Source organism: Allomuricauda sp. CAU 1633 (genome assembly GCF_017313225.1).
In the GTDB taxonomy this organism is placed as follows: Bacteria; Bacteroidota; Bacteroidia; order Flavobacteriales; family Flavobacteriaceae; genus Flagellimonas.
Genome location: NZ_JAFLNE010000003.1, coordinates 65965 through 90764 on the forward strand (window position 1 = coordinate 65965; position 24800 = coordinate 90764).

General features: G+C 41.2%; 25 protein-coding genes. 15 read left to right on the top strand and 10 right to left on the bottom strand.

The window, feature by feature from the left end; genetic code table 11:
- Positions 1-86 precede the first annotated feature (86 nt).
- Positions 87-2711, bottom strand: coding sequence for a valine--tRNA ligase (locus J0X14_RS09760; protein WP_207097594.1), 2625 nt, complete (start codon positions 2709-2711; stop codon positions 87-89).
- 199 nt (positions 2712-2910) lie between these two features.
- Between J0X14_RS09760 and J0X14_RS09765 the strand changes: the two genes are divergently transcribed.
- Positions 2911-3297 carry a DUF1573 domain-containing protein gene (locus tag J0X14_RS09765; protein ID WP_207097595.1) on the top strand — a complete coding sequence of 129 codons (387 nt, stop codon included), beginning with the start codon at positions 2911-2913 and terminating at the stop codon, positions 3295-3297.
- A 56-nt stretch (positions 3298-3353) separates the two neighbouring features.
- Here J0X14_RS09765 and J0X14_RS09770 read toward each other — a convergent pair whose 3' ends face one another.
- Positions 3354-4697: an aspartyl protease family protein gene (locus J0X14_RS09770; protein ID WP_317194440.1), complete on the bottom strand. Its 1344-nt coding sequence runs from the start codon at positions 4695-4697 to the stop codon at positions 3354-3356.
- A 150-nt stretch (positions 4698-4847) separates the two neighbouring features.
- Between J0X14_RS09770 and J0X14_RS09775 the strand changes: the two genes are divergently transcribed.
- The 9 genes from J0X14_RS09775 to J0X14_RS09815 all read left to right on the top strand — a co-directional run bounded on the left by J0X14_RS09775 (position 4848) and on the right by J0X14_RS09815 (position 13658).
- Positions 4848-6044: a pyridoxal phosphate-dependent aminotransferase gene (locus J0X14_RS09775; protein WP_207097596.1), complete on the top strand. Its 1197-nt coding sequence runs from the start codon at positions 4848-4850 to the stop codon at positions 6042-6044.
- The gene (murB, locus tag J0X14_RS09780; protein WP_207097597.1) at positions 6041-7057 is read left to right on the top strand and encodes a UDP-N-acetylmuramate dehydrogenase; all 1017 of its coding nucleotides are present in this window, start codon (positions 6041-6043) and stop codon (positions 7055-7057) included. The genes J0X14_RS09775 and murB overlap by 4 nt, the downstream gene beginning before the upstream one ends.
- Positions 7058-7257: 200 nt before the next feature.
- Entirely contained in the window at positions 7258-7824 is a 567-nt protein-coding gene (locus J0X14_RS09785) for an RNA polymerase sigma factor (protein ID WP_207097598.1), read from the top strand.
- Entirely contained in the window at positions 7821-8579 is a 759-nt protein-coding gene (locus tag J0X14_RS09790; RefSeq protein ID WP_207097599.1) for an anti-sigma factor, read from the top strand. Before J0X14_RS09785 ends, J0X14_RS09790 begins: the two co-directional genes overlap by 4 nt.
- A gap of 76 nt (positions 8580-8655) precedes the next feature.
- Complete coding sequence (locus J0X14_RS09795; protein WP_207097600.1) at positions 8656-8865, top strand: membrane or secreted protein; 210 nt, start codon at positions 8656-8658, stop codon at positions 8863-8865.
- Positions 8866-8901: 36 nt separating this feature from the next.
- Entirely contained in the window at positions 8902-9462 is a 561-nt protein-coding gene (locus J0X14_RS09800) for an RNA polymerase sigma factor (RefSeq protein ID WP_207097601.1), read from the top strand.
- A gap of 62 nt (positions 9463-9524) precedes the next feature.
- The gene (gene lipA, locus J0X14_RS09805) at positions 9525-10400 is read left to right on the top strand and encodes a lipoyl synthase (protein WP_207097602.1); all 876 of its coding nucleotides are present in this window, start codon (positions 9525-9527) and stop codon (positions 10398-10400) included.
- A gap of 22 nt (positions 10401-10422) precedes the next feature.
- Positions 10423-11433 (top strand): type I glyceraldehyde-3-phosphate dehydrogenase, encoded by a 1011-nt coding sequence (gene gap / locus J0X14_RS09810; RefSeq protein WP_207097603.1) that lies wholly within the window; start codon positions 10423-10425, stop codon positions 11431-11433.
- Between the two features lie 53 nt (positions 11434-11486).
- A complete protein-coding gene (locus tag J0X14_RS09815) occupies positions 11487-13658 on the top strand; it encodes a response regulator (RefSeq protein ID WP_207097604.1) in 2172 nt (723 codons plus the stop codon).
- On the opposite strand, the gene lpxK is transcribed toward J0X14_RS09815, so the two are convergent.
- Positions 13655-14653: a tetraacyldisaccharide 4'-kinase gene (gene lpxK, locus J0X14_RS09820; RefSeq protein ID WP_207097605.1), complete on the bottom strand. Its 999-nt coding sequence runs from the start codon at positions 14651-14653 to the stop codon at positions 13655-13657. The two genes, J0X14_RS09815 and lpxK, sit on opposite strands and share 4 nt — an antisense overlap.
- A gap of 47 nt (positions 14654-14700) precedes the next feature.
- On the opposite strand from lpxK, the gene J0X14_RS09825 reads away from it, so the two are divergent.
- Positions 14701-15795 (top strand): Nif3-like dinuclear metal center hexameric protein, encoded by a 1095-nt coding sequence (locus J0X14_RS09825; protein WP_207097606.1) that lies wholly within the window; start codon positions 14701-14703, stop codon positions 15793-15795.
- A gap of 5 nt (positions 15796-15800) precedes the next feature.
- Entirely contained in the window at positions 15801-16580 is a 780-nt protein-coding gene (locus J0X14_RS09830; protein ID WP_207097607.1) for a zinc ribbon domain-containing protein, read from the top strand.
- A 273-nt stretch (positions 16581-16853) separates the two neighbouring features.
- Here J0X14_RS09830 and J0X14_RS09835 read toward each other — a convergent pair whose 3' ends face one another.
- The 5 genes from J0X14_RS09835 to J0X14_RS09855 form a co-directional block, all read right to left on the bottom strand.
- A complete protein-coding gene (locus tag J0X14_RS09835; RefSeq protein WP_207097608.1) occupies positions 16854-18206 on the bottom strand; it encodes an FAD-dependent oxidoreductase in 1353 nt (450 codons plus the stop codon).
- A 273-nt stretch (positions 18207-18479) separates the two neighbouring features.
- A complete protein-coding gene (locus tag J0X14_RS09840; RefSeq protein ID WP_207097609.1) occupies positions 18480-19028 on the bottom strand; it encodes a ClpP family protease in 549 nt (182 codons plus the stop codon).
- Between the two features lie 82 nt (positions 19029-19110).
- Positions 19111-19938 (bottom strand): mechanosensitive ion channel family protein, encoded by an 828-nt coding sequence (locus tag J0X14_RS09845; protein WP_207097610.1) that lies wholly within the window; start codon positions 19936-19938, stop codon positions 19111-19113.
- A 24-nt stretch (positions 19939-19962) separates the two neighbouring features.
- Positions 19963-20151, bottom strand: a complete 189-nt coding sequence (locus tag J0X14_RS09850; RefSeq protein ID WP_207097611.1) for a hypothetical protein — start codon at positions 20149-20151, stop codon at positions 19963-19965.
- Complete coding sequence (locus tag J0X14_RS09855; RefSeq protein ID WP_242527989.1) at positions 20152-20724, bottom strand: RNA polymerase sigma factor; 573 nt, start codon at positions 20722-20724, stop codon at positions 20152-20154.
- Positions 20725-20864: 140 nt separating this feature from the next.
- On the opposite strand from J0X14_RS09855, the gene J0X14_RS09860 reads away from it, so the two are divergent.
- The 3 genes from J0X14_RS09860 (at position 20865) to J0X14_RS09870 (ending at position 22274) form a co-directional block, all read left to right on the top strand.
- On the top strand, positions 20865-21551 hold the full coding sequence (locus tag J0X14_RS09860) for a hypothetical protein (protein ID WP_207097613.1): 687 nt from the start codon (positions 20865-20867) through the stop codon (positions 21549-21551).
- Between the two features lie 200 nt (positions 21552-21751).
- A complete protein-coding gene (locus J0X14_RS09865; protein WP_207097614.1) occupies positions 21752-21994 on the top strand; it encodes a type II toxin-antitoxin system ParD family antitoxin in 243 nt (80 codons plus the stop codon).
- Positions 21981-22274 carry a type II toxin-antitoxin system RelE/ParE family toxin gene (locus J0X14_RS09870; protein WP_207097615.1) on the top strand — a complete coding sequence of 98 codons (294 nt, stop codon included), beginning with the start codon at positions 21981-21983 and terminating at the stop codon, positions 22272-22274. The genes J0X14_RS09865 and J0X14_RS09870 overlap by 14 nt, the downstream gene beginning before the upstream one ends.
- A 25-nt stretch (positions 22275-22299) precedes the next feature.
- On the opposite strand, the gene J0X14_RS09875 is transcribed toward J0X14_RS09870, so the two are convergent.
- Together J0X14_RS09875 and kynU are read right to left on the bottom strand one after the other, a co-directional pair.
- A complete protein-coding gene (locus tag J0X14_RS09875; protein ID WP_207097616.1) occupies positions 22300-23448 on the bottom strand; it encodes an MFS transporter in 1149 nt (382 codons plus the stop codon).
- Between the two features lie 41 nt (positions 23449-23489).
- A complete protein-coding gene (gene kynU / locus J0X14_RS09880) occupies positions 23490-24758 on the bottom strand; it encodes a kynureninase (protein ID WP_207097617.1) in 1269 nt (422 codons plus the stop codon).
- Positions 24759-24800: the final 42 nt, after the last annotated feature.

The following is a 24800-nucleotide window of genomic DNA, read 5'->3' on the forward strand; positions in this document are numbered from 1 at the left end:
ATTCCTAAATATATGAAAAAGAAGAATATACCAACTACACCAATTGACAAAACCCAAGGGTTAAACAACCAAAAGATCGGTAAAATCTATTGTAAACTCGCCAAACTTTTTTCCAAGGTTTCAATCTTGGCTTCAGCATCTGCCGCTTTTTTACGCTCTGTCGCCACCACTTGTTCGGGTGCATTGTTTACAAAACGTTCGTTGCTCAATTTTTTCTGAACCGATTGTAAAAAGCCTTTGGTGTATTTAAGTTCTTCGGTAATCTTTTGGATCTCCGCCTCCACATCTATGGCTCCGCTTATGGGAATAAAGTATTCGTTGCTTTTTACCCTAAAACTCAAAGCTCCATCCAAACTTGACTCCACTGTTTCGAGCTTGGATATATTGGCCAACTTCATGATGATGGCATCCATTTTACTACCTACTTTTTCAGCATTCAGCATAAAAAGTTCCAAAGTTTCTTTCTGTGGAATGTTCTTTTCCTTTCGGATGGTCCGCACCCCTGAGATTACCTCAGCAGCAAAATCAAAATCTGAAATCAATGATTCATTTGCCTGATCCGCTTTGGGCCAATTGGCAACAATCAGGGCATTTTCTGGAGTTCTTTCCGCGATATGTTGCCAAACCTCCTCCGTTAAAAACGGCATAAAAGGGTGCAATAATTTTAAGTTTTCCTCAAAAAGTCGGATGACTTCGTTAAACGTGGTCTGATCAATGGGCTGTTGATAGGCCGGTTTTACAATTTCCAACAACCAAGAACAGAAATCGTCCCAAACCAATTTGTAAATGGCCATCAACGCATCTGAAATTCGATATTTTGAAAAGTGGTCATCAATCTCAGCCAAAGTCTGATTCAATTTGGCAGTATACCATTCTATCCCTGTTTTTGAAGCTTCGGGTTGAGCTATATCGGCAACCTCCCACCCCTTAATCAAGCGGAAGGCATTCCAAATTTTATTCGCAAAGTTGGCGCCTTGCTGGCAGAGAGCTTCATCAAACATGATATCGTTCCCAGCGCTTGCACTCAACAAAAGTCCCACACGAACCCCATCGGCCCCAAAGTCTTCAATAAGTTTCAGGGCATCTGGGGAATTGCCCAACTGTTTTGACATTTTACGCCGTTGTTTGTCCCGCACTAGACCTGTCAAGTATACATTTTCAAAAGGGCGTTCACCACGATACTCATATCCTGCGATAATCATTCGAGCTACCCAGAAAAACAAAATATCAGGTCCGGTAACCAAATCATTGGTTGGATAATAATAGCTTACTTCTTTATTGTCTGGCTCCAAGATTCCGCCAAAAACACTAATGGGCCATAACCAAGACGAGAACCACGTATCCAGAACATCGGGGTCTTGACGCAAATCAGATTCTTGGATATTTGGTTTTTTGGATTGCGCCAACTTCAAGGCTTCTTCCGGAGTTTCCGCAACCACAAAATCGTCCTGCCCGTCTCCGTAATAATAGGCGGGTATCTGCTGACCCCACCACAATTGACGTGAAATGTTCCAATCCCTAATGTTTTCCATCCAGTGACGGTAGGTATTATCGAATTTTGAAGGGTATAATTTGATGTCGCCGGTCTTGAGAACCCCCTGAAGAGCAGGTTTGGCCAATTCTTCCATTTTAAGGAACCATTGATCAGATAACCTGGGCTCAATCACCGCTTTGGTCCGTTCAGATGTACCCACTTTGTTCAAGTGCTGTTCGGTCTTTACCAAAAAGCCTTTTTCCTCCAACTCTTTGGAAATCTCTTTGCGCACCACAAAACGGTCTTTGCCTTCATAGTGGAGACCATAGGAATTTAAGGTTGCATCTTCATTAAAGATATCGACTACCTCCAAATTGTGCTTATCCCCCAAATTTTTATCATTCTCATCGTGGGCCGGGGTCACTTTTAAACAGCCCGTACCAAATTCAATATCCACATATTCATCTTCAATGATGGGGATTACCCTATTGCAAAGCGGAACAATGGCCTTTTTACCTCGCAAATGACGGTATCTTTCATCATTCGGGTTGATACAGATGGCGGTATCACCCAAAATGGTCTCGGGACGCGTAGTGGCAATAATCACTTTTTCGTCGGAATCCTCAATCGCATAGGCCAAATAGTACAGGTTTCCTTGCCGTTCTTCATAAATTACTTCTTCATCCGAAAGCGTTGTTTTGGCCTCGGGGTCCCAATTCACCATTCGGTACCCTCTGTAAATCAATCCTTCATTGTACAAATCGACAAAAACTTTGATTACCGAGGCTGACATATCGTCATCCATGGTGAATTTTGTTCGGTCCCAATCACAGGAGCATCCCAATTTTTTCAACTGTTGGAGAATAACTCCTCCATATTCATTGGTCCAATCCCAAGCATGTTTTAAAAAATCTTCCCGGGAAAGATTGGCTTTATTGATACCTTCCTCCTTCAGTTTGGCCACCACTTTGGCCTCTGTGGCAATGGAAGCATGGTCCATGCCAGGCACCCAACATGCGTTTTTGCCCAAAAGCCTGGCCCTACGGATAAGAACATCTTGCAAAGTATTGTTGAGCATATGCCCCATATGGAGCACTCCGGTTACGTTGGGCGGAGGAATTACTATGGTATAAGGTTCCCTATCATCGGGTTTGGAGCTGAAAAAATCGTGCTTCATCCAATAGGCATACCAATGCCCCTCCACCCTATTGGGCTCGTATTTTGATGGAATTTCCATTATTTCGGTATAGTTTTTGTTTTAAGGCTACGGATTGGTTTATATAAAGGAAAGCGTAATGTTAAATTAATGCTATTCTTCGGTTGTAGGCCAATCCAGAAATACGAAACAAAAATAAGTAACGTTATTACATAACAAAAGAATTTTGGATGCAGGTGATAAAACATCTACATTTGAGGTTCACCCAAAAACCAAAAAAATGAAAAAAACTGTACTTATGCTGTTTGTTGGGTTGCTTTCCCTAGGAATCTACGCCCAAGATACAGCTGCTAAGATTGAGTTTAAGAGTGAGACCATAGACTATGGTGAAATTGCCAAAGGTAGTGATGGGGTTCGTATATTTGAATTTACCAACACCGGAACAGCCCCTTTGGTGATCAGCAATGTTAGATCGAGTTGCGGATGCACTATCCCCAAAAAACCCGAAGAGCCCATTTTACCTGGAAAAACAGGTCAAATTGAGGTAAAATATGATACCAACAGAGTTGGCCCTATTAGAAAAGCCATCACTGTAACTTCCAATGCCGATACACCCACCAAGGTTCTTAAAATAAAAGGAACGGTTAAGGCGGAAGGAGCCAAATAAGTGGAAAGAAAATTATTTTGAATGGAGAAGCCCTGAAATTTCAGGGCTTTTTCTTTTTAATCGTCGTCGAATACTTTTTTCAGTACGAAAGTGAACAAAAGGTCTTTGTTGTACCTCTCTATGAGCACTTTGATTCGTTTTCCTTCTTTTTCATTCAACATTTTAAGGACTTCTTGAAGTTTATAGCGGTGAATGCTTTTGCCGTTCACAGCCAATATTACGTCACCTTCCCGCAACCCCGCCTCAGCGGCTGGACTTCCTGCCCTGATACCCGAAACAATAATCTCTGGAACCAGACTCAAGCGAGTTTTATTTTCCAAGAGAATCTGCACATTACCAAAGGATGAGTTATTATCTTCCCGTACTACCCCATCCAAACCAGCTATACTTTCAGCGATATACCGTAATCCGTTGTGTTGAAGGTCAATTCCCGCTAAATTGTACTGGAACGGGGTCCTAAAATTCCCATTCTTTTGTAGGGTGACCAGACCTTTCCGATAATCGAGAATAATATTGAACCGTTTTAAGATTTCGCCACCTACACTTCCATTTCGATCTCCCAAATTTTCTATAAATCCAAAAGATTCGCGATAGGGAAAAGCAGCTTTGGCGTCCTTGAGTTCAAAATCTCCAATCTTAACTCCGTTTACTTTGGTGCGCTTACCAAAAATGTCCCCACTGAGACCTCGTCCTAAATAATCCTCATAATGCTTTTCCGGGATTTCCAACCCTTTTTCCGGTTGGTGGAAAAGCCATAAAGCATCGCTACTGCCAGTATCTACCAACAATTTTACTGGAATGTTTTCGGAATCCGTCATCAACACCGTTCCTTCTACATAGGCTTTTCTTTTTTCTATGGATATGGGAAGCGTTTGTGATTTCTTGCTTCGTTTGGCCTCATACAGCCTTGGATTATGAAGTTTTAAGTTTTGGGAATTATAGTTGATTTCCACCACAAAATCCCTAAAAATCTCATATCCCAAAATACCATGTACGGGCACACCCAGCGAGGTGGAAAAATTGATTCCCTTGTCCAAGACCACATACAACTCCTGTGAATAGTTTTTTGCCTTGCCCAACTTAAATGCATTTCCAGAAGAACTCAAAGCTTTCATGGGCTCTCCGCCTCCCAATCCCCTAACGGTGACTTCGGAAACATTGTTGATGGGAATTGAATCTTGATCGGAAAGATTAAAAAGTATGGGCTTGCTCACCCCCGAATCCAACACAAACTTGAGTTCCGTTCCGTTTATGTTGATAGGAATGATGATGATGTTGTTGATCAGCTCAAACTTTATTTTTTGGAACTTCTGGTCTTCGGGCAATTTGAATCCCTGCGCCGATGCCATTAGGGGCGCCAACATTAAAAGAAGTACAAAAAAAGGCCAATTTTTTTTCAATTTACTTACTTCTAAGCGGTTATGTCTACTAAATATACAAATTAATAATAGACGTACCCCGTAATTTAACATTCCTGAAAGGATGCAAATAATGGGGCAATGTGTTGTTTTCAACTGTTGGTTTTCCCATTTTTGCCTAAAAATTTGTACATGCCACGTATTTCCAACAAGGGAAGGCAAATGCCGGCCTCTCCCATCCGTAAATTGGTTCCTTATGCCGAAGATGCCAAAAAGAGGGGAATCCATGTTATTCATCTTAACATTGGTCAACCCGATATAAAGACTCCAAAAGTTGCTTTGGATGCGGTTAGAAACCATAACATTGAGGTGTTGGCGTATAGCATGACGGAAGGTTCTGAGGTATATCGGGAGAAAATTGCCCAGTATTATGCCCAAAAGGATATCCATGTAACCGCAAAGGACATTATTGTGACCACAGGCGGGTCCGAAGCGCTCTCCTTCGCCATGGGTACCATTATGGACGCTGACGATGAAATCATCATTCCCGAGCCCTTTTATGCCAATTATAATGGATTTGCCACGGCAGCTGGGATTAACGTTGTTCCCATTGCTTCATCCATTGATACTAATTTTGCCTTACCTCCCATTGCAGATTTTGAGAAGTTGATCGGTCCAAAAACGAAGGCCATCCTTATCTGTAACCCGGGAAATCCTACGGGATACCTGTACAGCAAGGAAGAAATTCAGCAATTGGCTGCCTTGGTTAAAAAACACGACCTATTCCTGATTGCCGATGAAGTGTATCGAGAATTCACTTATGATAACAAGGAACACTATTCCATTCTTCAGGAAAGTGGCCTTGAAGACTATGCTATAGTGGTGGATTCGGTTTCCAAAAGATATAGCATGTGCGGTGCACGAATTGGATGTTTGGTATCCAAAAATAAGGATGTGATTCAAACGGCACTCAAATTCGCACAAGCGCGATTGTCGCCCCCAACCTTTGCCCAAATAGCCAGTGAAGCCGCCTTGGAGACCCCTCAATCTTACTTTGACAATGTTATTGAGGAATACGTGGCCAGAAGAGATATACTGATTTCGGAACTGCAAAAACTGGATGGCGTAAAAGTTGCCGTTCCCCAAGGTGCTTTTTACTGTGTGACGGAATTACCCATTGAAGATGCCGATGATTTTGCCCAATGGCTTCTGGAAAGTTTTGAAATTGATGGCAGTACAGTAATGGTGGCCCCAGCAGCGGGGTTCTATGCCACACCCGGTTTAGGAAAAAACCAAATCAGAATTGCCTATGTGTTGGAAAAAAACCAACTTGTAAAGGCGGTACATATTTTGGGTGAAGCCCTAAAACAGTATAATTCCAATAGGTGAACATACAGGAAAACATATCCTTAAAACACTATAATACCTTTGGTATTGATGTAAAAGCCCGGTATTTTGTGGAAATCACTGGATTGGCACAATTACAGAAAATCTTGGAATTGGAGGCCTATCCAAAGAAATTTATCATAAGCGGGGGAAGCAATATGTTGCTTACCAAAGATATTGATGCCCTTGTACTATACATCAACCTGAAAGGCATCAGCATTGTTGATGAAAATGAGGATGATGTGGAGATCAAGGTGATGGCCGGTGAAAATTGGCATGAACTGGTGCTTTGGAGCTTGGACAAAGGTTTTGGCGGACTGGAAAACCTTTCGCTAATTCCAGGAAATACAGGTACCGCACCCATTCAGAATATTGGGGCTTACGGTGTGGAACTGAAAGATATTTTTGTGAGTTGTTCTGCCATGGAAATGGAGACTGGTGAACTAGTAGCTTTCGATCATGAAGCCTGTGCGTTTGGGTATCGGGATTCCATTTTTAAAAATGAAGCGAAGGGGAAGTACATCATCACCTCGGTAAACCTAAAATTGACCAAACGGAACCATACTTTGCATACAGGTTATGGTGCCATTGAGGCGGAACTGAAGAAAAATGGAATCGTTCATCCAACCATTCGGGATGTTTCCAACGCAGTAATTACCATTCGTCAGAGCAAACTGCCTGACCCAAAAGAGTTGGGCAACAGTGGAAGCTTTTTTAAAAATCCCGTTATTTCACAAAAGGCATACACCAAATTCATAAAGAAAAACCCTGAAGCACCCTATTACGAGGTGGATGATGATCGGTATAAGATTCCTGCTGGTTGGCTTATTGAGCAATGTGGATTTAAAGGAAAACGCTTCGGAGATGCCGGTGTTCATGAAAAACAAGCCCTGGTCCTAGTAAATTATGGAAATGCCACCGGAAGTGAAATATGGAAATTGGCTCAGCAAATCCAAAAAGAAGTGGCGGAAAAGTTTAAAATTAAGATTCAACCTGAAGTGAATATCATAAAATAACCCCCGCATTGAAACAATAACGGGGGTTATACCAAACCAAACTAACCAAAATTATTATATGTCGTATGAGCTCAAATGCTCTTTCTTTTCATTTTCCAAGCTGGCAAATAATGCTTTTTCTACCTTAGCTTTGTTGTATATACGAGATAAATCCTATTTTAGATTTTTGCCCCTTAAAATTTTATCTTAGTATAGCCTGAATGAGCACACTGATCGAGAGACATATTGTTTCGCTGCTGGCGGAAAAGGACGATAAAGCCATATCCTTACTGTATGAAAACTACGGAGATACGCTCTTTGGCGTGGCCTATAAGGTGGTAAAGGACGAAGATTTGGCACAGGATGTCCTTCAGGAAAGCTTTATAAAAATCTGGAAAAAGGCCGATACCTACGATGCTTCCAAGGCCAAACTTTTTACCTGGTTGTTCCGAATTACCCGGAACACCGCTATCGATAAATTACGAAGTGTAAATAATAAATCGGACAAGGAAGTCCAAATCGACGTTTCAGACGTATATAACCTAGGAGTGAGTGGGATTAGTCCCGAACATCTGGATGTTCAGGAGAACTTGCACAAAATAGAGGAAAAGTACAGAATTGTTCTTGAAGCCCTATTTTTTGAAGGAATGACGCAGCAAGAGGCAAGTGACGAACTGGACATTCCCTTGGGGACCATAAAATCTAGATTAAAGATTGGTCTCCGGGAATTAGGAAAGATTTACGGTACAACCATGACATTACTTCTATTGCTAAATATATTGCCATGAAGGAAAAAGTTAAACAATTTTTAGATTCGGACATACTCGAAAAATACCTTGTGGGAGACACCACAAAAGAGGAAGCACTACAAGCTGAGCGCTACATTGCTATGTATCCTGAGGTAAGGGACACCTATAATGAACTTCAAGATAATTTGGAGACTTTCGCCAAGATGTACGCCAAGAAAACCCCAGAAGGGCTCAAGGAAATCATCATTGCCAGTGCCAAACAGGAAAAGGCCGTCTTCAAGAGATTCTATAAATATGCCATTGCTGCAAGTGTGGCCATCATGATTTTTGCCGGGTCGTCCTATTTCTTCTGGAGCCAAAACCAAAGCCTTCAGGAAGAAAATACCTTGGTCACCAACAAAATCAAGTATTTGGAAGATAACATGAAGGACCAACTGGAAGATATGCGAAACCAGTTCATCGTCCTTAATAATCCTGATACACGAAAATATCAGTTAAAAGGGCAACGGGAAGGAAAGGAACTCAAAGCCATTGCCTATATCAACCCTGTAAAAAAACTGTCCTACATCAATGTGAGCAATGTTCCCCAATTACCAGAGAACAAATGTTTCCAAATGTGGGCTGAAGTCAACGGGGAGTTGGTAAATTTGGGCGTCATCAAACAATTGGACGATAAGGACAAACTCCTTGCCCTACCCTATGCGGATAAGGCCGTGGGCTACATCACCATAGAACCTCAAGGTGGCAACACTTCTCCATCAGTGGACAATATTGTGGCCAACATCAACTATTAGAAATCCCTTTCTAAAGTATTCCTAAACTACCCCAGCTTTCGTTGGGTATTTTGTACCTTTGTGCAAAAGTTGGATTATGAAGTTAGCATTGTTGACCATAGGTCTCTTGGCTTTGGCATTTGCCGGAATAGCCATTAAAATCTGGGGTAAAAAAGACGGAAAGTTTGCTGGAACATGCGCAAGCCAAAGTCCTTTCTTGAACAAAGAAGGAGAAGCTTGTGGTTTCTGCGGAAAGCAGCCAGACGAACAAGAATGTAAAAGAGACAGCATGCCGGAACTTCAGTAATCCTCCTTTTGCAATCCGTATCGCAAAATCACATTTTTGGAGAAAACTGAGCAATCCATTAAGGAAAACATTCAAAAGGCCAAGCAGGGCAATCAAATTGCCTTTAGCACACTTTTGGACACTTTTTGGAACGATGTGTACGGGTTTCAGTTACTGCGGACCAAAAATGAAAACGATGCCGAGGACATTACCATCCGAACCTTTTCCAGAGCTTTTGATAAAATAGACACCTTTGATGACACCTATGAGTTCAAAACATGGCTCATCACTATTTCCAAAAATCTTCATGTAGACCTCATCCGTAAAAGAAAACGAAGTCTTTTGGATGAAATGGAGTCCAAAGGAGACGAGGTAAAAAAGGTGCTCGATGAAACCCCAACCGTTGAGGATAGGCTCATCACAGAACAGAACCTCGCCAACTTACTGCAAGACATCAAAAAATTAAAACCCCATTATCAAAAAGTTATCAACCTTAGGTATTTCAACGAATTGAGCTATGCCGACATTGCCAAAGAGCTGAATGAACCTGTCAACAATATCAAGGTAAAACTCCTGCGTGCCAAAAAACTTTTGGCCGAGATCATCAAAAAAAAGTGAGTCGTTCCAACGGCGTAAGTTTCCTTCCCAGTTTCGTATCTTTGTAAACCTAATTTTGTTGTATGAGCACAAGCGTAGCAGAAAACGTACATCCGCCAAAAGGAAAACCAAAATGGCTCAGGGTAAAGCTTCCCACAGGGAAGAAATATACCCAATTACGGGGCTTGGTAGATAAGTACGACCTACATACCATCTGCACTTCTGGAAGTTGTCCCAATATGGGCGAATGTTGGGGTGAAGGCACCGCTACCTTTATGATATTGGGAAACATTTGTACCCGTTCCTGTGGATTTTGTGGTGTAAAGACCGGAAGACCAGAGAGCGTGGATTGGGCAGAGCCCGAAAAAGTGGCACGCTCCATAAAAATCATGAATATTAAACACGCCGTGCTCACCTCTGTGGATCGTGACGATTTAAAAGACATGGGCTCCATTATCTGGGCCGAGACTGTAAAAGCCGTTCGTAGAATGAACCCAGAAACCACCATGGAAACCCTTATTCCTGATTTTCAAGGAATTGAATCTCATTTAGACCGAATTTTGGAGGTAGCTCCAGAAGTGATTTCCCATAATATGGAAACCGTAAAAAGGCTTACCCGCGAGGTTCGGATTCAGGCTAAATATGACAGGAGTTTGGAAGTATTAAACTATTTGAAGAAAAATGGAGCCAACCGAACCAAATCCGGCATCATGTTGGGCTTGGGGGAAGAGGAGGAAGAGGTAATTGCCACTATGGAAGACCTTAGAAAGGTAGATGTTGACGTGGTTACCATTGGACAATATTTGCAACCTTCCAAAAAGCACCTCCCCGTAAAGCAGTTTATCTTGCCCGAACAGTTTAAAAAATATGAGGAGATTGGCTTGGAAATGGGTTTCAGGCATGTAGAAAGTGGTGCGTTGGTACGTTCATCCTACAAGGCCCACAAACATATACACTAAGTTTCTTGACTTCCCCCTTATCATGAAAAATATTGTAATCGGCATTAATGGCTTTGGCCGAATTGGAAGGACACTTTTTAGACTGCTACAAAACCATCCCCATATCACCGTAGCGGCTATTAACGACGTGGCCGATGCCAAAACCTTGGCCCATCTCCTAAAATATGACAGTATTCATGGTCCATTTAACGCCGATGTCAGTTCCGATAGCAATCACATCATCGTAAATGGGGAAAAAATCAGTGTGCTCAATCATCAGCATCCCAAAGAAATCGATTGGAAAGCTTATGGGGTTGACCTTGTGGTTGAATCCACAGGAAGATTCAAAAAAAGGGAAGATTTAGAGTTTCATCTAAAAAACGGCGCCAAAAAAGTGATCCTATCTGTGCCGCCAGAGGATGAATCCATAAGAATGGTGGTTTTAGGCGTAAATGAAGGGCTTATCAGCGCAACGGATGATATCATCTCCAATGCCTCCTGTACTACCAATAATGCGGCTCCCATGATTAAAGTAGTGCACGAACTTTGTGGAATTGAGCAAGCCTATATTACCACAATTCATTCGTATACTTCGGATCAAAGATTACATGATGGCCCGCATCGCGACCTAAGAAGGTCCCGAGCGGCAGCACAGTCCATTATTCCAACAACAACAGGGGCTGCCAAGGCTTTGACAAAAATATTTCCAGAGCTTTCTGACGTTATTGGGGGATGTGGTATTCGGGTTCCCGTGCCCAATGGCTCCCTTACAGACATCACCTTTAATGTTAAGAAGGAGACCTCCATTGACGAAATAAATAGTACCTTTAAGAGATTTGCCGAGAATGGACTGAAAAATATTCTCCATTATACGGAAGATCCCATTGTTTCCATTGACATAAACAATAGTTATCATTCTTGTACGTTTGATTCTTTGATGACATCCGTTATTGGAAGAATGGTGAAAATTATTGGATGGTATGACAATGAGACTGGATATTGCTCCAGAATTATTGATTTAATAGCTTTGCTTATAAAGAGAAATTACATTTGACCTCGAACTTACTACACAAATGGATTGGCGTAAAGACGCTGTTTCTACTGTGCATGTTAATATGCACACAAGTTTCTTTTGGTCAAAATCAAAAAGATATTAGTTCCACGGCCAAAGTACAGGCCATCTTTGATGAATTCACGGAATATAGACATCAAAACAAGTTGGACAAGGCCTTGGAGACCCTGGATGAAGCCGCCAATATTGCAGAAAACAATGAGGATGCAAAGCTTTTGCTCGACACCTATCATCAATATGCCCGTTTATTTTTGGAAGAAGGTGACCGGGAAACCGCAATTTTTTATTGGGATCGCGCTAGCATTCTACTAAAGGATATTAGCTATTCCTACGGCCAGGCATTTCATTTGTATTTGGATGCCGCACTTCGATTTGAGGAAGGCAATAACTTTCAATCCCTTAAATCGTTGGAAGAATCCAGAATGTTGAGTAACAATAGGAACCTCAGCAACAATATTCTCCTACTGGAAGCCTATATTTTTACCAACATTGAAAAATATGATGACGCCATAAAAAATCTGCATGCCCTTATCGTAAACTCAGACGACAAAGAGAGAGCATATCTGGCAACAAAGGCCAACCTCCAATTGGCTAGGATAAGTATGCAAATGAAAGATACGGAAGAGGGTATTGTTCATTCAAAAGCAGCGCTGGAGTTGGCAGAAAAACATGGATTTTCCAAGGAAATACGGACCGCCAATGAAGAATTGTCAGCAATATTCGAGGTTAAGGGCGAGTATGACGAAGCCTTACGGTACAATAGAGCTCTTGAAACCATAAAAGATTCCATTTTCAGCATTGAAAAGGCCAAGTTGGATGCCAGTACCGCAGACAAAATACGGTTTGAGCATCAGATGAATGAAATCAACAAACTCACGGCCAAAAATGAGGAATTGAGCGAATCCAAAAACCGTTCAGAGATCACAGCCATATTAACCTCCGCATTTTTGACCATTATTTCTTTGTTGGCCGTATCGCTTTTCAGGAACAACCAGATCAAGCTCAAGACCAACGATCTGTTGTACACCAAGAACAAGGAGTTGGAGTTGGCCAGGGATTCTGCGGTTTCCGCCATGGAGGCCAAGACCAATTTCCTTTCAACGGTTACCCATGAGCTTAGAACACCGCTTTATGCCGTGACTGGGCTCACCCACTTATTATTGGAGGAAAATCCGGCGGAGCACCAAAAAGAGCACCTAAAATCATTGAAGTTTTCAGGGGAATATTTGTTGAACTTTATCAATGACATTCTTCAAATCAATAAAATAGATGCGGATAAACTGGAACCACTGAGCATTGAGTTCAAACTGGAAAAAGTGCTTACCGATGTGGTGGATTCCTTGCAGCAAAATGCAAGTGAGAACAAAACAAAACTTGTTTTGGATTATGACCGAAACATTCCCCAACAACTACTTGGCGACCCTATCAAATTGTCGCAAGTCTTCATGAACTTGGTAGGGAATGCACTAAAATTCACCAAAAATGGTAAGGTTGAGGTCATTGCCAAGCTATTGCAAAAAGAAGAAGAACAGGTAAAACTTTATTTTGAGGTAAGGGATAACGGAATTGGAATTTCCGAAGACAAGCAGAAAAACATCTTTGACAGTTTTGAACAGGGCTCCATCCAAATCAATAGGGAATATGGAGGTACAGGACTTGGTCTTACCATTGTGAAAAGTTTGCTTGGTCTCTTTGGAAGTACCATTCAACTGGAAAGTGAGCTGGGCCACGGAAGTTCCTTCTTCTTTGAAATGGACCTAAAATGTGATGACAAAGTCACTGATGAGGTCACCTTTGAACTCAATGCTGAAGAGTTTGACTTTAAGGGGCTTCACGTACTCATTGTGGAAGACAACAAAATCAACCAGGTCATCACCAAAAAAATGCTCACCAAAAAGGAGATTACCTGCGATATTGCCAATAACGGTAACGAAGCCATTGATTTGGCCAAAGCCAACACCTATGACTGCATTCTAATGGACATTCATATGCCCGGTATCAGTGGTGAAGAGGCCACACGTCAAATTAGAAAATTTGACCCAGACATCCCAATTATTGCCCTGACCGCTATTTCTTTGGATGACAGTTTGGATAGTTTCTACAAAGCCGGTTGTAATGATGTGGTCACTAAACCCTTTAAACCCGAGGTGTTCTATCAAAAAATAGGTGAAAATATCTTCAGGCGAAAATTGGAAGGTTTGGTTTAGCTCAGACTTTCTATGGTTTTTTTCAAAAAAGCTCGATCTTCTGTAGTGAAACTGTGAGCAACTTCAAGATAAAAAAGGTTTTCCGCTTTACCTTTTAACCGCACATAGTCTTTTTCAGTGGTCAAGATAACCTCATGGTTCTTAAACTGTTGGACATCCCTGTCCGAAAAATGGTGGTGATCCCTAAACTCAAAATAATCAAATTCCAGTCCTAACGACTTCAAGTACTGCACCAACGGCCCCGGTGAAGCAATCCCCGTTACCAATGCTATTTTTTTATCCTGAATTGCTGTAAGGCTTAAACTTGCACTCCCTTCACCTTTGAGCACATGATTATACTCCAACTTGGAGAACACTACTTTTTGGTGTGGCAACGGTTGTAATTTTTGGGTAATTGCTGCTTTTTCCGCTTCAGATAATCCTTCGGGGCATTTGGTGACCACAATGATATTGGCTCGTTTAGCTTCTCTTTTACTATCCCTGAGATTACCGGTGGGCAAATACCAATCATCAACATACAACTGACCGTAAGCAGTCAACAAAATGGAAAAATTGGGCTTAACCCGTCTATGCTGGAATGCATCATCCAATAGGATGATTTCTGGTTGTACCCTACTCTCCAGTTGCGTGATGCCATTCCTTCGGTCTGCATCCACCGCTACAGTGGTTTCCGGAAACTTTTGATGTAATTGGTAGGGCTCATCGCCCAAATCCAAGACAGAACTATTCTCATCTGCCAATAAAAATCCTTCAGATTTACGTTTATACCCGCGACTAAGCACTGCAACTTTATGGTTATCGAGCAACCTTATCAGAAATTCGATCATTGGGGTTTTCCCAGTGCCTCCAACGCTCAAGTTGCCCACACAAAGGGTTGGCGTTTTATAAGATATGGACTTGAATATGCCTACATTGTACAACAAGTTCCGTAGATGCACCACCAAGGCATAGACCAAAGAAAATGGAAAGGCTATTTTGCGAAACAATTGCAGCATGGGACGAAAATATAATATTTTATCTTTAGCCTACTTAAGAATTACAAATGACCGTAAAGGATATTACAAAAATACTGGAAGAACTGGCTCCCTTGGCCCATGCCGAGGATTTTGACAACGTTGGATTGTTGGTGGGAGACCATAACATGACCGTAAGTGGTGTCTTGGTTACGCTGGACACCCTAGAAAATGTTGTGGATGAGGCCATTTCAAAAAAATGTAATCTTGTTGTCAGTTTTCATCCTATTATCTTCTCTGGACTCAAAAAACTTACAGGTAGCACCTATGTGGAACGTGTGGTCATGAAGGCCATTGCCAACAATATTGCCATTTATAGTATGCACACGGCCTTGGACAACAGTAAAAATGGGGTCAATGCCAAAATTTGTGAGGTATTGGGCATCCAAAACCCAAAAATCCTAATTCCCAAGGCGGGAACCATTAAAAAACTGACGACCTATGTACCCAATGGAGAATCAGAAGTCGTAAAATCGGCTCTTTTCGGTGCGGGAGCAGGAGAAATTGGAAAATACAGCAATTGCAGTTTTAGTTTGGAAGGGAAGGGAAGTTTTATAGCTGGTGATGAAGCTAATCCCACAGTTGGAACAATTGGAGAGGTCCATGTTGAAAAGGAAACCCAAATCAATGTAATCTACTCCTTTGAGAAAGAACAAAAGATACTTGAAGCACTTTTTAATGCCCATTCCTATGAAGAAGTGGCCTATGAAATTTTCGTACTTCAAAATGTGAATCAAGATATTGGTATGGGCATGGTTGGAACATTGGAAAATGAAATGGATGAAACGGGCTTTTTGCAATTCGTCAAGAAAAAAATGAACGCATCCATGGTCCGTCATTCCAAATTATTGGGTAAAAAGGTGAAAAAAGTGGCTGTTTTGGGAGGAAGTGGTGCTTATGCCATATCAGCAGCCAAGAGAGCCCAAGCCGATATTTTTGTTACTTCAGATCTAAAATACCACCAGTTTTTTGAGGCTGAAGACCAACTTGTTCTAGCCGATATTGGGCACTTTGAAACTGAGCAGTTTACAAAAGATTTATTGGTTGATTATCTTACGAAAAAAATTCCTAATTTTGCAGTCTCTTTATCGGAGAGTAAAACAAATCCCATCAAGTATTTATAAATAATATGGCGAACAAAAAAGAAAGCACCGTGGAAGAAAAATTGAGAGCATTGTACGATTTACAGCTCATTGATTCCAGGGTTGATGAAATACGCAATGTACGAGGAGAACTCCCATTGGAAGTACAGGACTTGGAAGATGAGGTACTTGGTCTAAAAACCCGTATGGACAAATTGAAAACGGACGTTGAGACCATCAATTTTGAGATTACGGCCAAGAAAAATCTTATTGAGGAGTCCAAAACGCTTATTAAGAAATACGCCGAGCAACAGAAAAATGTACGAAATAGCCGAGAGTTCAACTCCTTGAGTAAGGAAGTTGAGTTCCAAGAACTGGAAATTCAGTTGGCCGAAAAGAACATTAAGGAATTCAAGGCACAGATTGAGCAGAAAAAAGAAGTGATTGCTGAAACTAAAGATAAACTTTCAGAGCGTGAAGGTCACTTGAAGCACAAAAAAGGCGAATTGGATGCCATCCTTGCAGAAACAGAAAAAGAAGAAAAAGCGCTTCTGAAAAAATCAGAGGAATACGAAGAAAAAATTGAAGACCGTTTGGTTCAGGCGTATAAAAGAATTCGCACCAATGTAAAAAACGGTTTGGCCGTGGTTCCTGTGGAGCGAGGAGCTTCTGGAGGTTCTTTCTTCACTATTCCACCGCAAGTACAGGTGGAAATTGCTTCCCGTAAAAAAATTATTACAGATGAGCACAGTGGAAGAATTTTAGTAGACCCCCTTTTGGCTGAAGAAGAGCAGGAAAGAATGCAAGATTTGTTTGCAAAACTGTAAGCATTCCCATTTTCTAAAAAAATAGAAGCCACCGTTTTTGGTGGCTTTTTTATTGCGCCTCTATGTCATTTCGAAATGAGCAAAGCGATTGAGAAATCTTTTTAGATTTCTCCCATTCGGTCGAAATGACAAAAACACCTCCTAAAATGGGTGCTGAGCGGAGTCAAAGTACCTTATTCTATAAATCTTCGAGAAAATTGGTGTAATTCGTGTCGAATTATAAATGAGATTTTTCGCTTTGCTCAAAATGACAACAGGAACCTAAAAAAGTTCCTAGCTATTATCTTCCAACAGCTCTAGAATCTTATCTTCCACTTCCTTGGTCTCCCATTCTTCTGAAATATTTGGCATTTTCAAAACCTCTTTCATAATTTTTTCCTGTTGGTCCCCTATCGCCAAAGCTTCTGCATAGGGTCTTTCTGAAAAGGTAACTCTAGAATAAACGGGAATCCATTTGTCTGGATGTTTGGCTGAAAACCACTTTTCAATCTTTTTCTGCAAGAGGAATTTAGGGTTGGCCGTTTTGCTGCTCATCTCCACAAAATTGCGGTAACTCAATTCCGCAATAGCATCAGCATTAGGTTTGCGGTCTTCCTGATATTGTTTAAAAATGACATCCCAATCGTCTCCATAGGTCTCCATGAGCTCATTCAACACATAAATATCCTCAAAGCCAGCGTTCATACCCTGCCCATAAAACGGAACTATGGCATGGGCAGAATCCCCAACCAAGGCCACTTTATCCCAATACGTCCATGGATAGCATTTCATGGTGACCATGGCACTTGTTGGGTTCTTGAAAAAATCTTGGGATAGATTTTCAATATTCTTTTTCACATTTGGGAAATAGGTTCTAAAAAAACTTCTAGCTTCATCTTCCGTAGTGATACTTTCAAAGGAAACCTCCCCCTCAAAAGGCAAAAACAGTGTACAGGTAAAACTCCCATCAATATTGGGCATGGCTATGAGCATAAATTGGCCCCGTGGCCAAATATGGAACGAATTCTTATCCAATTTATGGGTTCCATCTTCGTTGGCGGGAATGGTCAGTTCCTTATACCCTACATCTATGAAATTTTGGGAATAATCAAATCGACTACGGCGTTGCATTTTGTGCCGTACTCGCGAAAAAGCTCCATCACACCCAAAAATAAGGTCGTATTGATATTCCTTCCATTCGCTCTTTTCCGTTTCACCAGTGTAGATTTTGGCTTCAGGAAGGTTTACATCCCATACTTTTTCATTGAAACGGAAAACTGTTCCAGCCTCTTCCGCCAAATCAATCATTTTTTTATTGAGAATCCCTCGGGAAATGGACCAAATGGCCTCTCCTTCTTTCCCATATTTTTGAAAATAGACCGGCTTTTCATTAACGTGCATTGCCCTTTTATCCAATGGAATGGCGATTTCCTTAATACAATCTTCCAGCCCCACTTTTTGCAATGAACGCCACCCTCTATTGCTCATGGCCAGATTAATAGAACGACCAGAGAATTTGATGGTTCGAATATCTGGTCTACGGTCAAATACCGTAACCGAATGTCCTTTTTTGCGTAGATAAATGGCTAAGAGCGAACCCACCAATCCGGAACCGATGATGGCTATGTTTTTAGGAGTCTGTGTCATAAATGCCGAATGGCGAATTCCAATTACCTTGTAAAAATACGGAAATTGGGTGTCTTTACTTGTTTTATGCTTTTGATTTGACAATCAAAGTGTTACAAAACCAAACTCCAAGAATACCTGACCTATTCCTGTTTTTAACACTTCTTTAAAGTCTTCTGGCATCCATATTGCCGTATATATTCTGAAATATTCCGCTTCGGCGTCCATATATATGCAAAAAGTCCTTCGTAAAAATTACGAAGGACTTTTTCCCTTTTTAGAGGTGTTTATTTCTTATTTCAAGATTTCATCCACAATGCCGTACTCCACAGATTCCTCGGCACCCATCCAATAATCACGGTCAAAATCTTTCATGACCTTTTCAAAAGATTGGCCACAATTCTCTGCCAAAATTTGCGCACCCAGTTCTTTGGTCTTAATAATTTCCTTGGCCTGAATCTCTATATTGGAAGCTTGGCCACGGGCACCACCACTGGGCTGGTGAATCATAACACGGGCATGGGGCTGTATAAATCGCCTCCCCTTTTTCCCTACGGACAAAAGAATAGATCCCATGGATGCCGCCAAACCGGAACAAACCGTTGAAACGGGGCTTTTTAGCTGTTTTATGGTGTCATAAATGGCAAAACCAGAAGTTACATACCCTCCGGGGCTATTGATGATCAATTGAATTTCCTTGTTATTTATCATGTCCAAGTAAAGAAGACGGTCTATAACGTGCTTTGCAGAATCATCATCAACCATGCCCCACAAAAACACTTTGCGGTCTTCCAATAATTTTTCTTGGATCAATTCTTGAACCTTTCCTTTTTTTTGACTCATTTTTTATGTGTTGAAAGTTTCAAAAATAATCAAATTCCAAGGAAATTATGGTGCATTATCCGCTTTTGTCCAAATACCGTACTTATGGCTTTATTTCGACCTTTTGCGCAACCACATCCTTAATGGGAATCACAAATTTTCCGGCCTTGGTCACCAATGTCAGACTGTTGTTTTCAATGGCCTCAATGGTTCCTGAATCATCTCCAATGGTAATTTTGTCACCCACGGCGTAGGTTTTTCGGGTATAGTATGACCTAAGAATATCTGCAATAACATCTTTGGAACCCAGTCCCAGCCCCAAACCAAAGGCCAAGAGGAAGGAACCCAATATCAAGGTGATATTGTTGGTAATGATGGTCGTGTCCACCCCAGCTTGGTTCAGAGCGGTAATCGACATAAAAATAACAATGATGTAGAACAAAAGGTTACTCACCAAGTTGGAGCCTCCCAATTCCAAGGAATCAAACAACCGTTTTACCGTATTCTTTACCAAGTTTCCAATATAGAATCCTATCATCAGCAAAACCAACGCACTGAAGAATCTGGGCAAATAGCGCAGAAGATTCCCTATTTCGGTAGAAATGATCTTCCAGTTGAGTATATCGGCGGTTACAATAAGAATAACCAAAAGCAATCCCCACTTTACAAATCCCAGGATTATTTTTACAATGTCCACCTTAATATCACCCTTTCCAAAAATATCCATATCGTTGATTCGCTCACTGATTGCATTTACTTTGGTAAGCTTTAAGATTTTTTTCAAAAGGAACAGTACTATCTTAATGAGCAACCATCCCAGGACTAGAACGGTAATTGCTCCTATGATTTTTGGAAGTACCACGGCTATCTCTTTTCCCATCGCCGATAATGAATCAATTGTGAGATTTTTCCAATTGTTTAGTGTCTCCATAGTTGTTGTTTATTTATGTTGTAGTTAGTTTTCTCCCAAGGTTCTGAAAAGTTTTCGCAAAGCACTGCCCACATTAAGGGAGAAGAGTGCTGCTATATCCATGATCAATTTTGCCGCTGCAATGTCGTTCATTACTTTTTGCTTCATTCCCGGAGGGGCCTCTTTGAGTGAAGCTTCCAATTGTTTGAACGGGTTTCTGTGTTGCGTTGCCATCTATGGTAGGGTGTTATAGATTTCCATTAGTTTTTCCTTTCCGCGCTTTAATCGCATTTTTACGGCACTTTCTCCAATATCCATAAGACTGACCAGTTCTTTGATACTGGCTCCATCTTGATATTTCAGTAGTAAAAGGGACTTATCTTCCGCCGAAATCAGCTCCAAGGCCTTTTTTAATTTTTCGGCTTTCATTTCATATAGGCTTTCATCGGGAATTTCGGCGTTCAACTTATATTCAGTTGCTTCTACTGGAACCGATTGATCCCGCATCTTACGTTGTTTGTTCCGGTTTACATAATTGACGCAAAAATTATAGGTGAAGGAATACAGCCAGGTTGAGAATTTGGACTTCCCCTTGAACATCTTCAATTTAATGAACAACTGTAAAAAAACATCCTGGGTCAAATCCTCAGCTTCGCCATCCGACTTGGCAAAGCCATAGCACTTATTGTACACCATTTTGGCATAACGATCGTACAATCGACCAAACAGCAAAGGGTCATTGTTTGCAACTATCTGTTCTACTAATTCCTCATCTGAAAGATGGGCATACAGGTCTTCCGTTTCCAAAGATGCTTTGTCGGGGTTACTTATAATTATTAGAAACAGCCTTTTTAGAAAAGTCACTTGTTGGGTTGATTTAATTTGATCTCTTAAAAAAATGGCGCGCAAGATACCAAAATCGTGGTATATTTGATTAAAAATCAGACATGAAGGCTTTATACATCCTTACCATTTTCTCATTTGTTTTATGCATCGGTTGTAAAACCGAGCCCAAAGCTTCAAAAACCGAGGCGCAACCCGAAGTTGAAAAGAGCATTCCTGAAAAAATTGCAGAGGCCCATGGTTATGAAAATTGGAAATCCGTTTCTGAAATCACCTTCACCTTTAATGTAGATCGGGATAGTACCCATTTTGAGCGAAGCTGGGTCTGGAAACCCAAGATGAATGAGGTGACCGCCATTTCTGGCGAAGATACGTTGACGTATAATCCAAAATCCATGGACAGCATCGCTTACAAAAGAAACAGTGGTTTTATCAATGACCGTTATTGGCTTGCGGCCCCTTTTAACTTGATGTGGGATTCCAACAGTTATACCCATGAGCACACCGAGGCTGAAAAAGCACCTATTAGTGGGGAGGATATGCAAAAATTGACCATTGTTTACAAAAATGAGGGAGGTTACACCCCAGGTGATGCCTATGATTTTTATTTTAAGGATGATTTTATCCTTCGGGAATGGGTGTACCGAAAATCCAACCAAGAGGAACCATCCTTGGCCACTACGTGGGAAAATTATAAAGACATGGGCGGTTTGGAAATAGCACAGGACCACAAAAAAGGAGATGGCAGCTTCCATCTCTACTTTACAGGGCTTTCTGTAAACAAAGAGTAAATTACTAGGCTCAAAAAAGACAGTTAAATTCTCCCTGATATTAAAAGATCGATAGTTTACATCGATGACACTCCCATTTTGGGTATAGTGTTGTGTTTTACGTTTCTATAAACAAGAAAGTCCATGCTTAAAATCAAAAAAAAGCAAAACAGCTCCACTGGTGCAAAAAAGTGTTATATTGCACCAACAAATAGATCCGTATGGATACCGTTAGAAAATCAATAACCTTTACAAATCAGCAAGATAGTTGGATAAAGCTTAGGGTCCAAAATGGGGATTTTACCAATGACAGTGAATACATCCGGGATTTGGTCAGAAAGGACCAGCAGGAAAATATGAAATTGGCAGAACTTAAAAACGCCATTGACCAAGGGTTGCAGAGCGGCAAAAGTCCATTGAAAATCAAAGACATCATACAAAAAGTAGATAATGGCGAATTATAGCCTATCCTCCCAGGCTCAAAACGATTTAGCAGGCATCTACAAATATGGTATAAAGTACTTTGGCCAGGAACAAGCTACTACCTATTTATTGGAAATGGAAGAGTTTATGTTGGAACTGTCCTCAAGACAAGAATTATCAAGAGATGCTTCTAAAATTTCCACGAGTTTAAAATTTTACAATTTTAAAGCCTATGTTATATTTTATCTACAGGACGGCCCAGAAGAAATTCATGTACTCCGGGTATTGGGCAAACGAATGAATTTTGTTGAACATATCTAACAATCGAATAATACAATTGCCTACTTTACTTCCTCCTCCCGTTCAAGAAAAAAGTAATCCCCAAAACTAATAAGGCCAAGCCCAGTAACAGGATAAAACTATAGTTCAAGGAAGAGCTTTCGGCAATAAATCCTAGAATTACTGGGCCCAACAAAAAACCCATATAGCCTGCTCCTGCAATGAAGGCAACACCTTGGGAGGAATCCACCCCCTTTACATTGCCCCCTATTCGGAACAATTCTGGAACAATCACCGAAAAACCAAGACCATTAAAGGCAAAACCAATAATGGACCATAAGGTGTTCTGCGTTAGGACCAAAACAAAACCGATGGCTGCAACAAAAGCTCCCAGTCCCACAATTTTTATTGGACCAATTTTGGCACTGATTCCGTCCCCAAGAAATCGTCCCAAGGTCATGGTGGTGGAAAATGCCAAAAATCCCGCCCCAATGAGCAGTTCTGGGGCCATGGTCATTTCCTTGAGGTAAAGCGCACTCCAATCAATTATGGCCCCCTCACTACCAAAAGAAACAAATCCAATAATGCCCAACAACAACAGAGGTTTAAACAATTTTAGGCTAAAGGGTTCCTTTTCTACCGGAGCGGCAACAATGTGGATATAATGTTTTTTTAGAAAAAAATTGATGACAAATACCAAAATCACGGTCATGCCCATGTGAAGGACAGGGTTTCCAATAACAGGAATTAAAAAACTACCTAACCCTACCAAAATACCACCCAAACTAAAAAAACCATGTGCTGCGGACATAAAGTTTTGTTTGTCCTCCTTTTCAATCTCTGTGACCAAGGTGTTTATGGCAATATCAATAAAACCGTTGCTGGCGCCAAAAAGGTACAAGGCAGCCATCAACAAATAATAATTGGTCGCCATAAGCGGTAACATGGCCGTTATGGAGACAAAAACGACCCCATACCATGAGGCCCTGCCCACACCAAGTTTGTTGATGATTTTGGAGGCGATGGGAAAAATGGTAAAAACCCCAAGCGACAAACAGAAAAGGGCAATTCCCAAATCGGCTTTGTTTATGTCCAGTTTTTCTTTTACCGTGGGGATATATATGGCCCATGTACCGAACCAAATATTAATACTGGTGAAAACCCAAGAAGCGCCAAAGTATTTGGGGTTAGACAAAATAAGCCACAGGGATTTCATATGATCGATAGGTTTGGTCGGTTCATTTTATTGTTTTGTGCTTATTTTTCCTGTATTCCCGCTTTCAATATCTGCCCAAAATGGTACATATCTTCATAGGAACAATACAATGGGGCTGGTGCCAATCGGATGACGTTGGGTTCTCGCCAATCGGTAATGACACCGTTTTTCATGAGATAATCGAAAAGAGGGCGGCCTTCACCGTGCAAAAAAACAGAAAGCTGGCAACCGCGCTCTTTTGGGGTGATAATTTCAAACGAGCTCTCCACTTGCTTGTCAATTTCATGCAGAACAAACTCCAAATAGGCCACAATGGTTTTTTGTTTTTCAATGAGGGTATCCATGCCCACCTCATCAAACAGTTCCAATGAAGCCAAATACGGAGCTAGTGACAATATAGGAGGATTACTCAATTGCCATGCATCTGCCGTTTCAATAGGGTCAAATTCGGGTTGCATTAAAAAGCGGGTCTCTTTTTTGGTGCCCCACCATCCTTCAAATCGGGGGATGTCCTTTTTGCCCAAATGCTTTTCATGCACAAAAATACCCGAAGCATTTCCAGGACCACTGTTCATGTATTTATAACTGCACCAGGCAGCAAAATCAGCATCCCAATCGTGCAAGTTCAATTTTACATTGCCAACAGCATGGGCCAAATCCCATCCTACAAAAGCTCCAACTGATTTTCCAACTTTGGTGATGGTCTCCATATCCAACACCTGACCGTTGTAATAGTTTACGCCACCCATCAATACCAAGGCCAGCTCCTCTCCTACTTCATTGATTTTTTGTATAATGTCCTCTGTCCGCCAAAAATGCTCTCCTTCCCGTTTTTTTACCTCAACCAACGCATCTTTTGGATCCAAACCATGAAATCGCAATTGGCTCTGCAGCATATACTGATCGGAGGGAAATGCTTTTTCTTCACAAAGAATCTTGAATCGTTTTGCGGTAGGGCGGTAAAAGGAAACCATTAAAAGGTGCAGGTTCACCGTAAGGGTGTTCATTACGGAAACCTCTTTTGGACTCGCCCCAACCACCTTACCTAAACCAGATGCCAATCGCTCGTGGTAATCCCACCAAGGTTTGTCTGCATAAAAATGACCTTCCACAGCCAATTCCTTCCAATCCGTCATGACGTCATCTACAAATTTTTGGGTGCGTTTGGGTTGTAATCCCAAGGAATTTCCTGTAAAATAAATGACTTCCTTTCCGTTTACCTTTGGATAATGGAATTCTTGACGGTATTTAAAAAGTTTGTCCTTGGCATCCAATTGTTGGGCAAACTCAAGGGTATTTTGGAATGTCATGCTTTACTTGATTTGCTTCAAAAATACGATTTGTGAACCTAT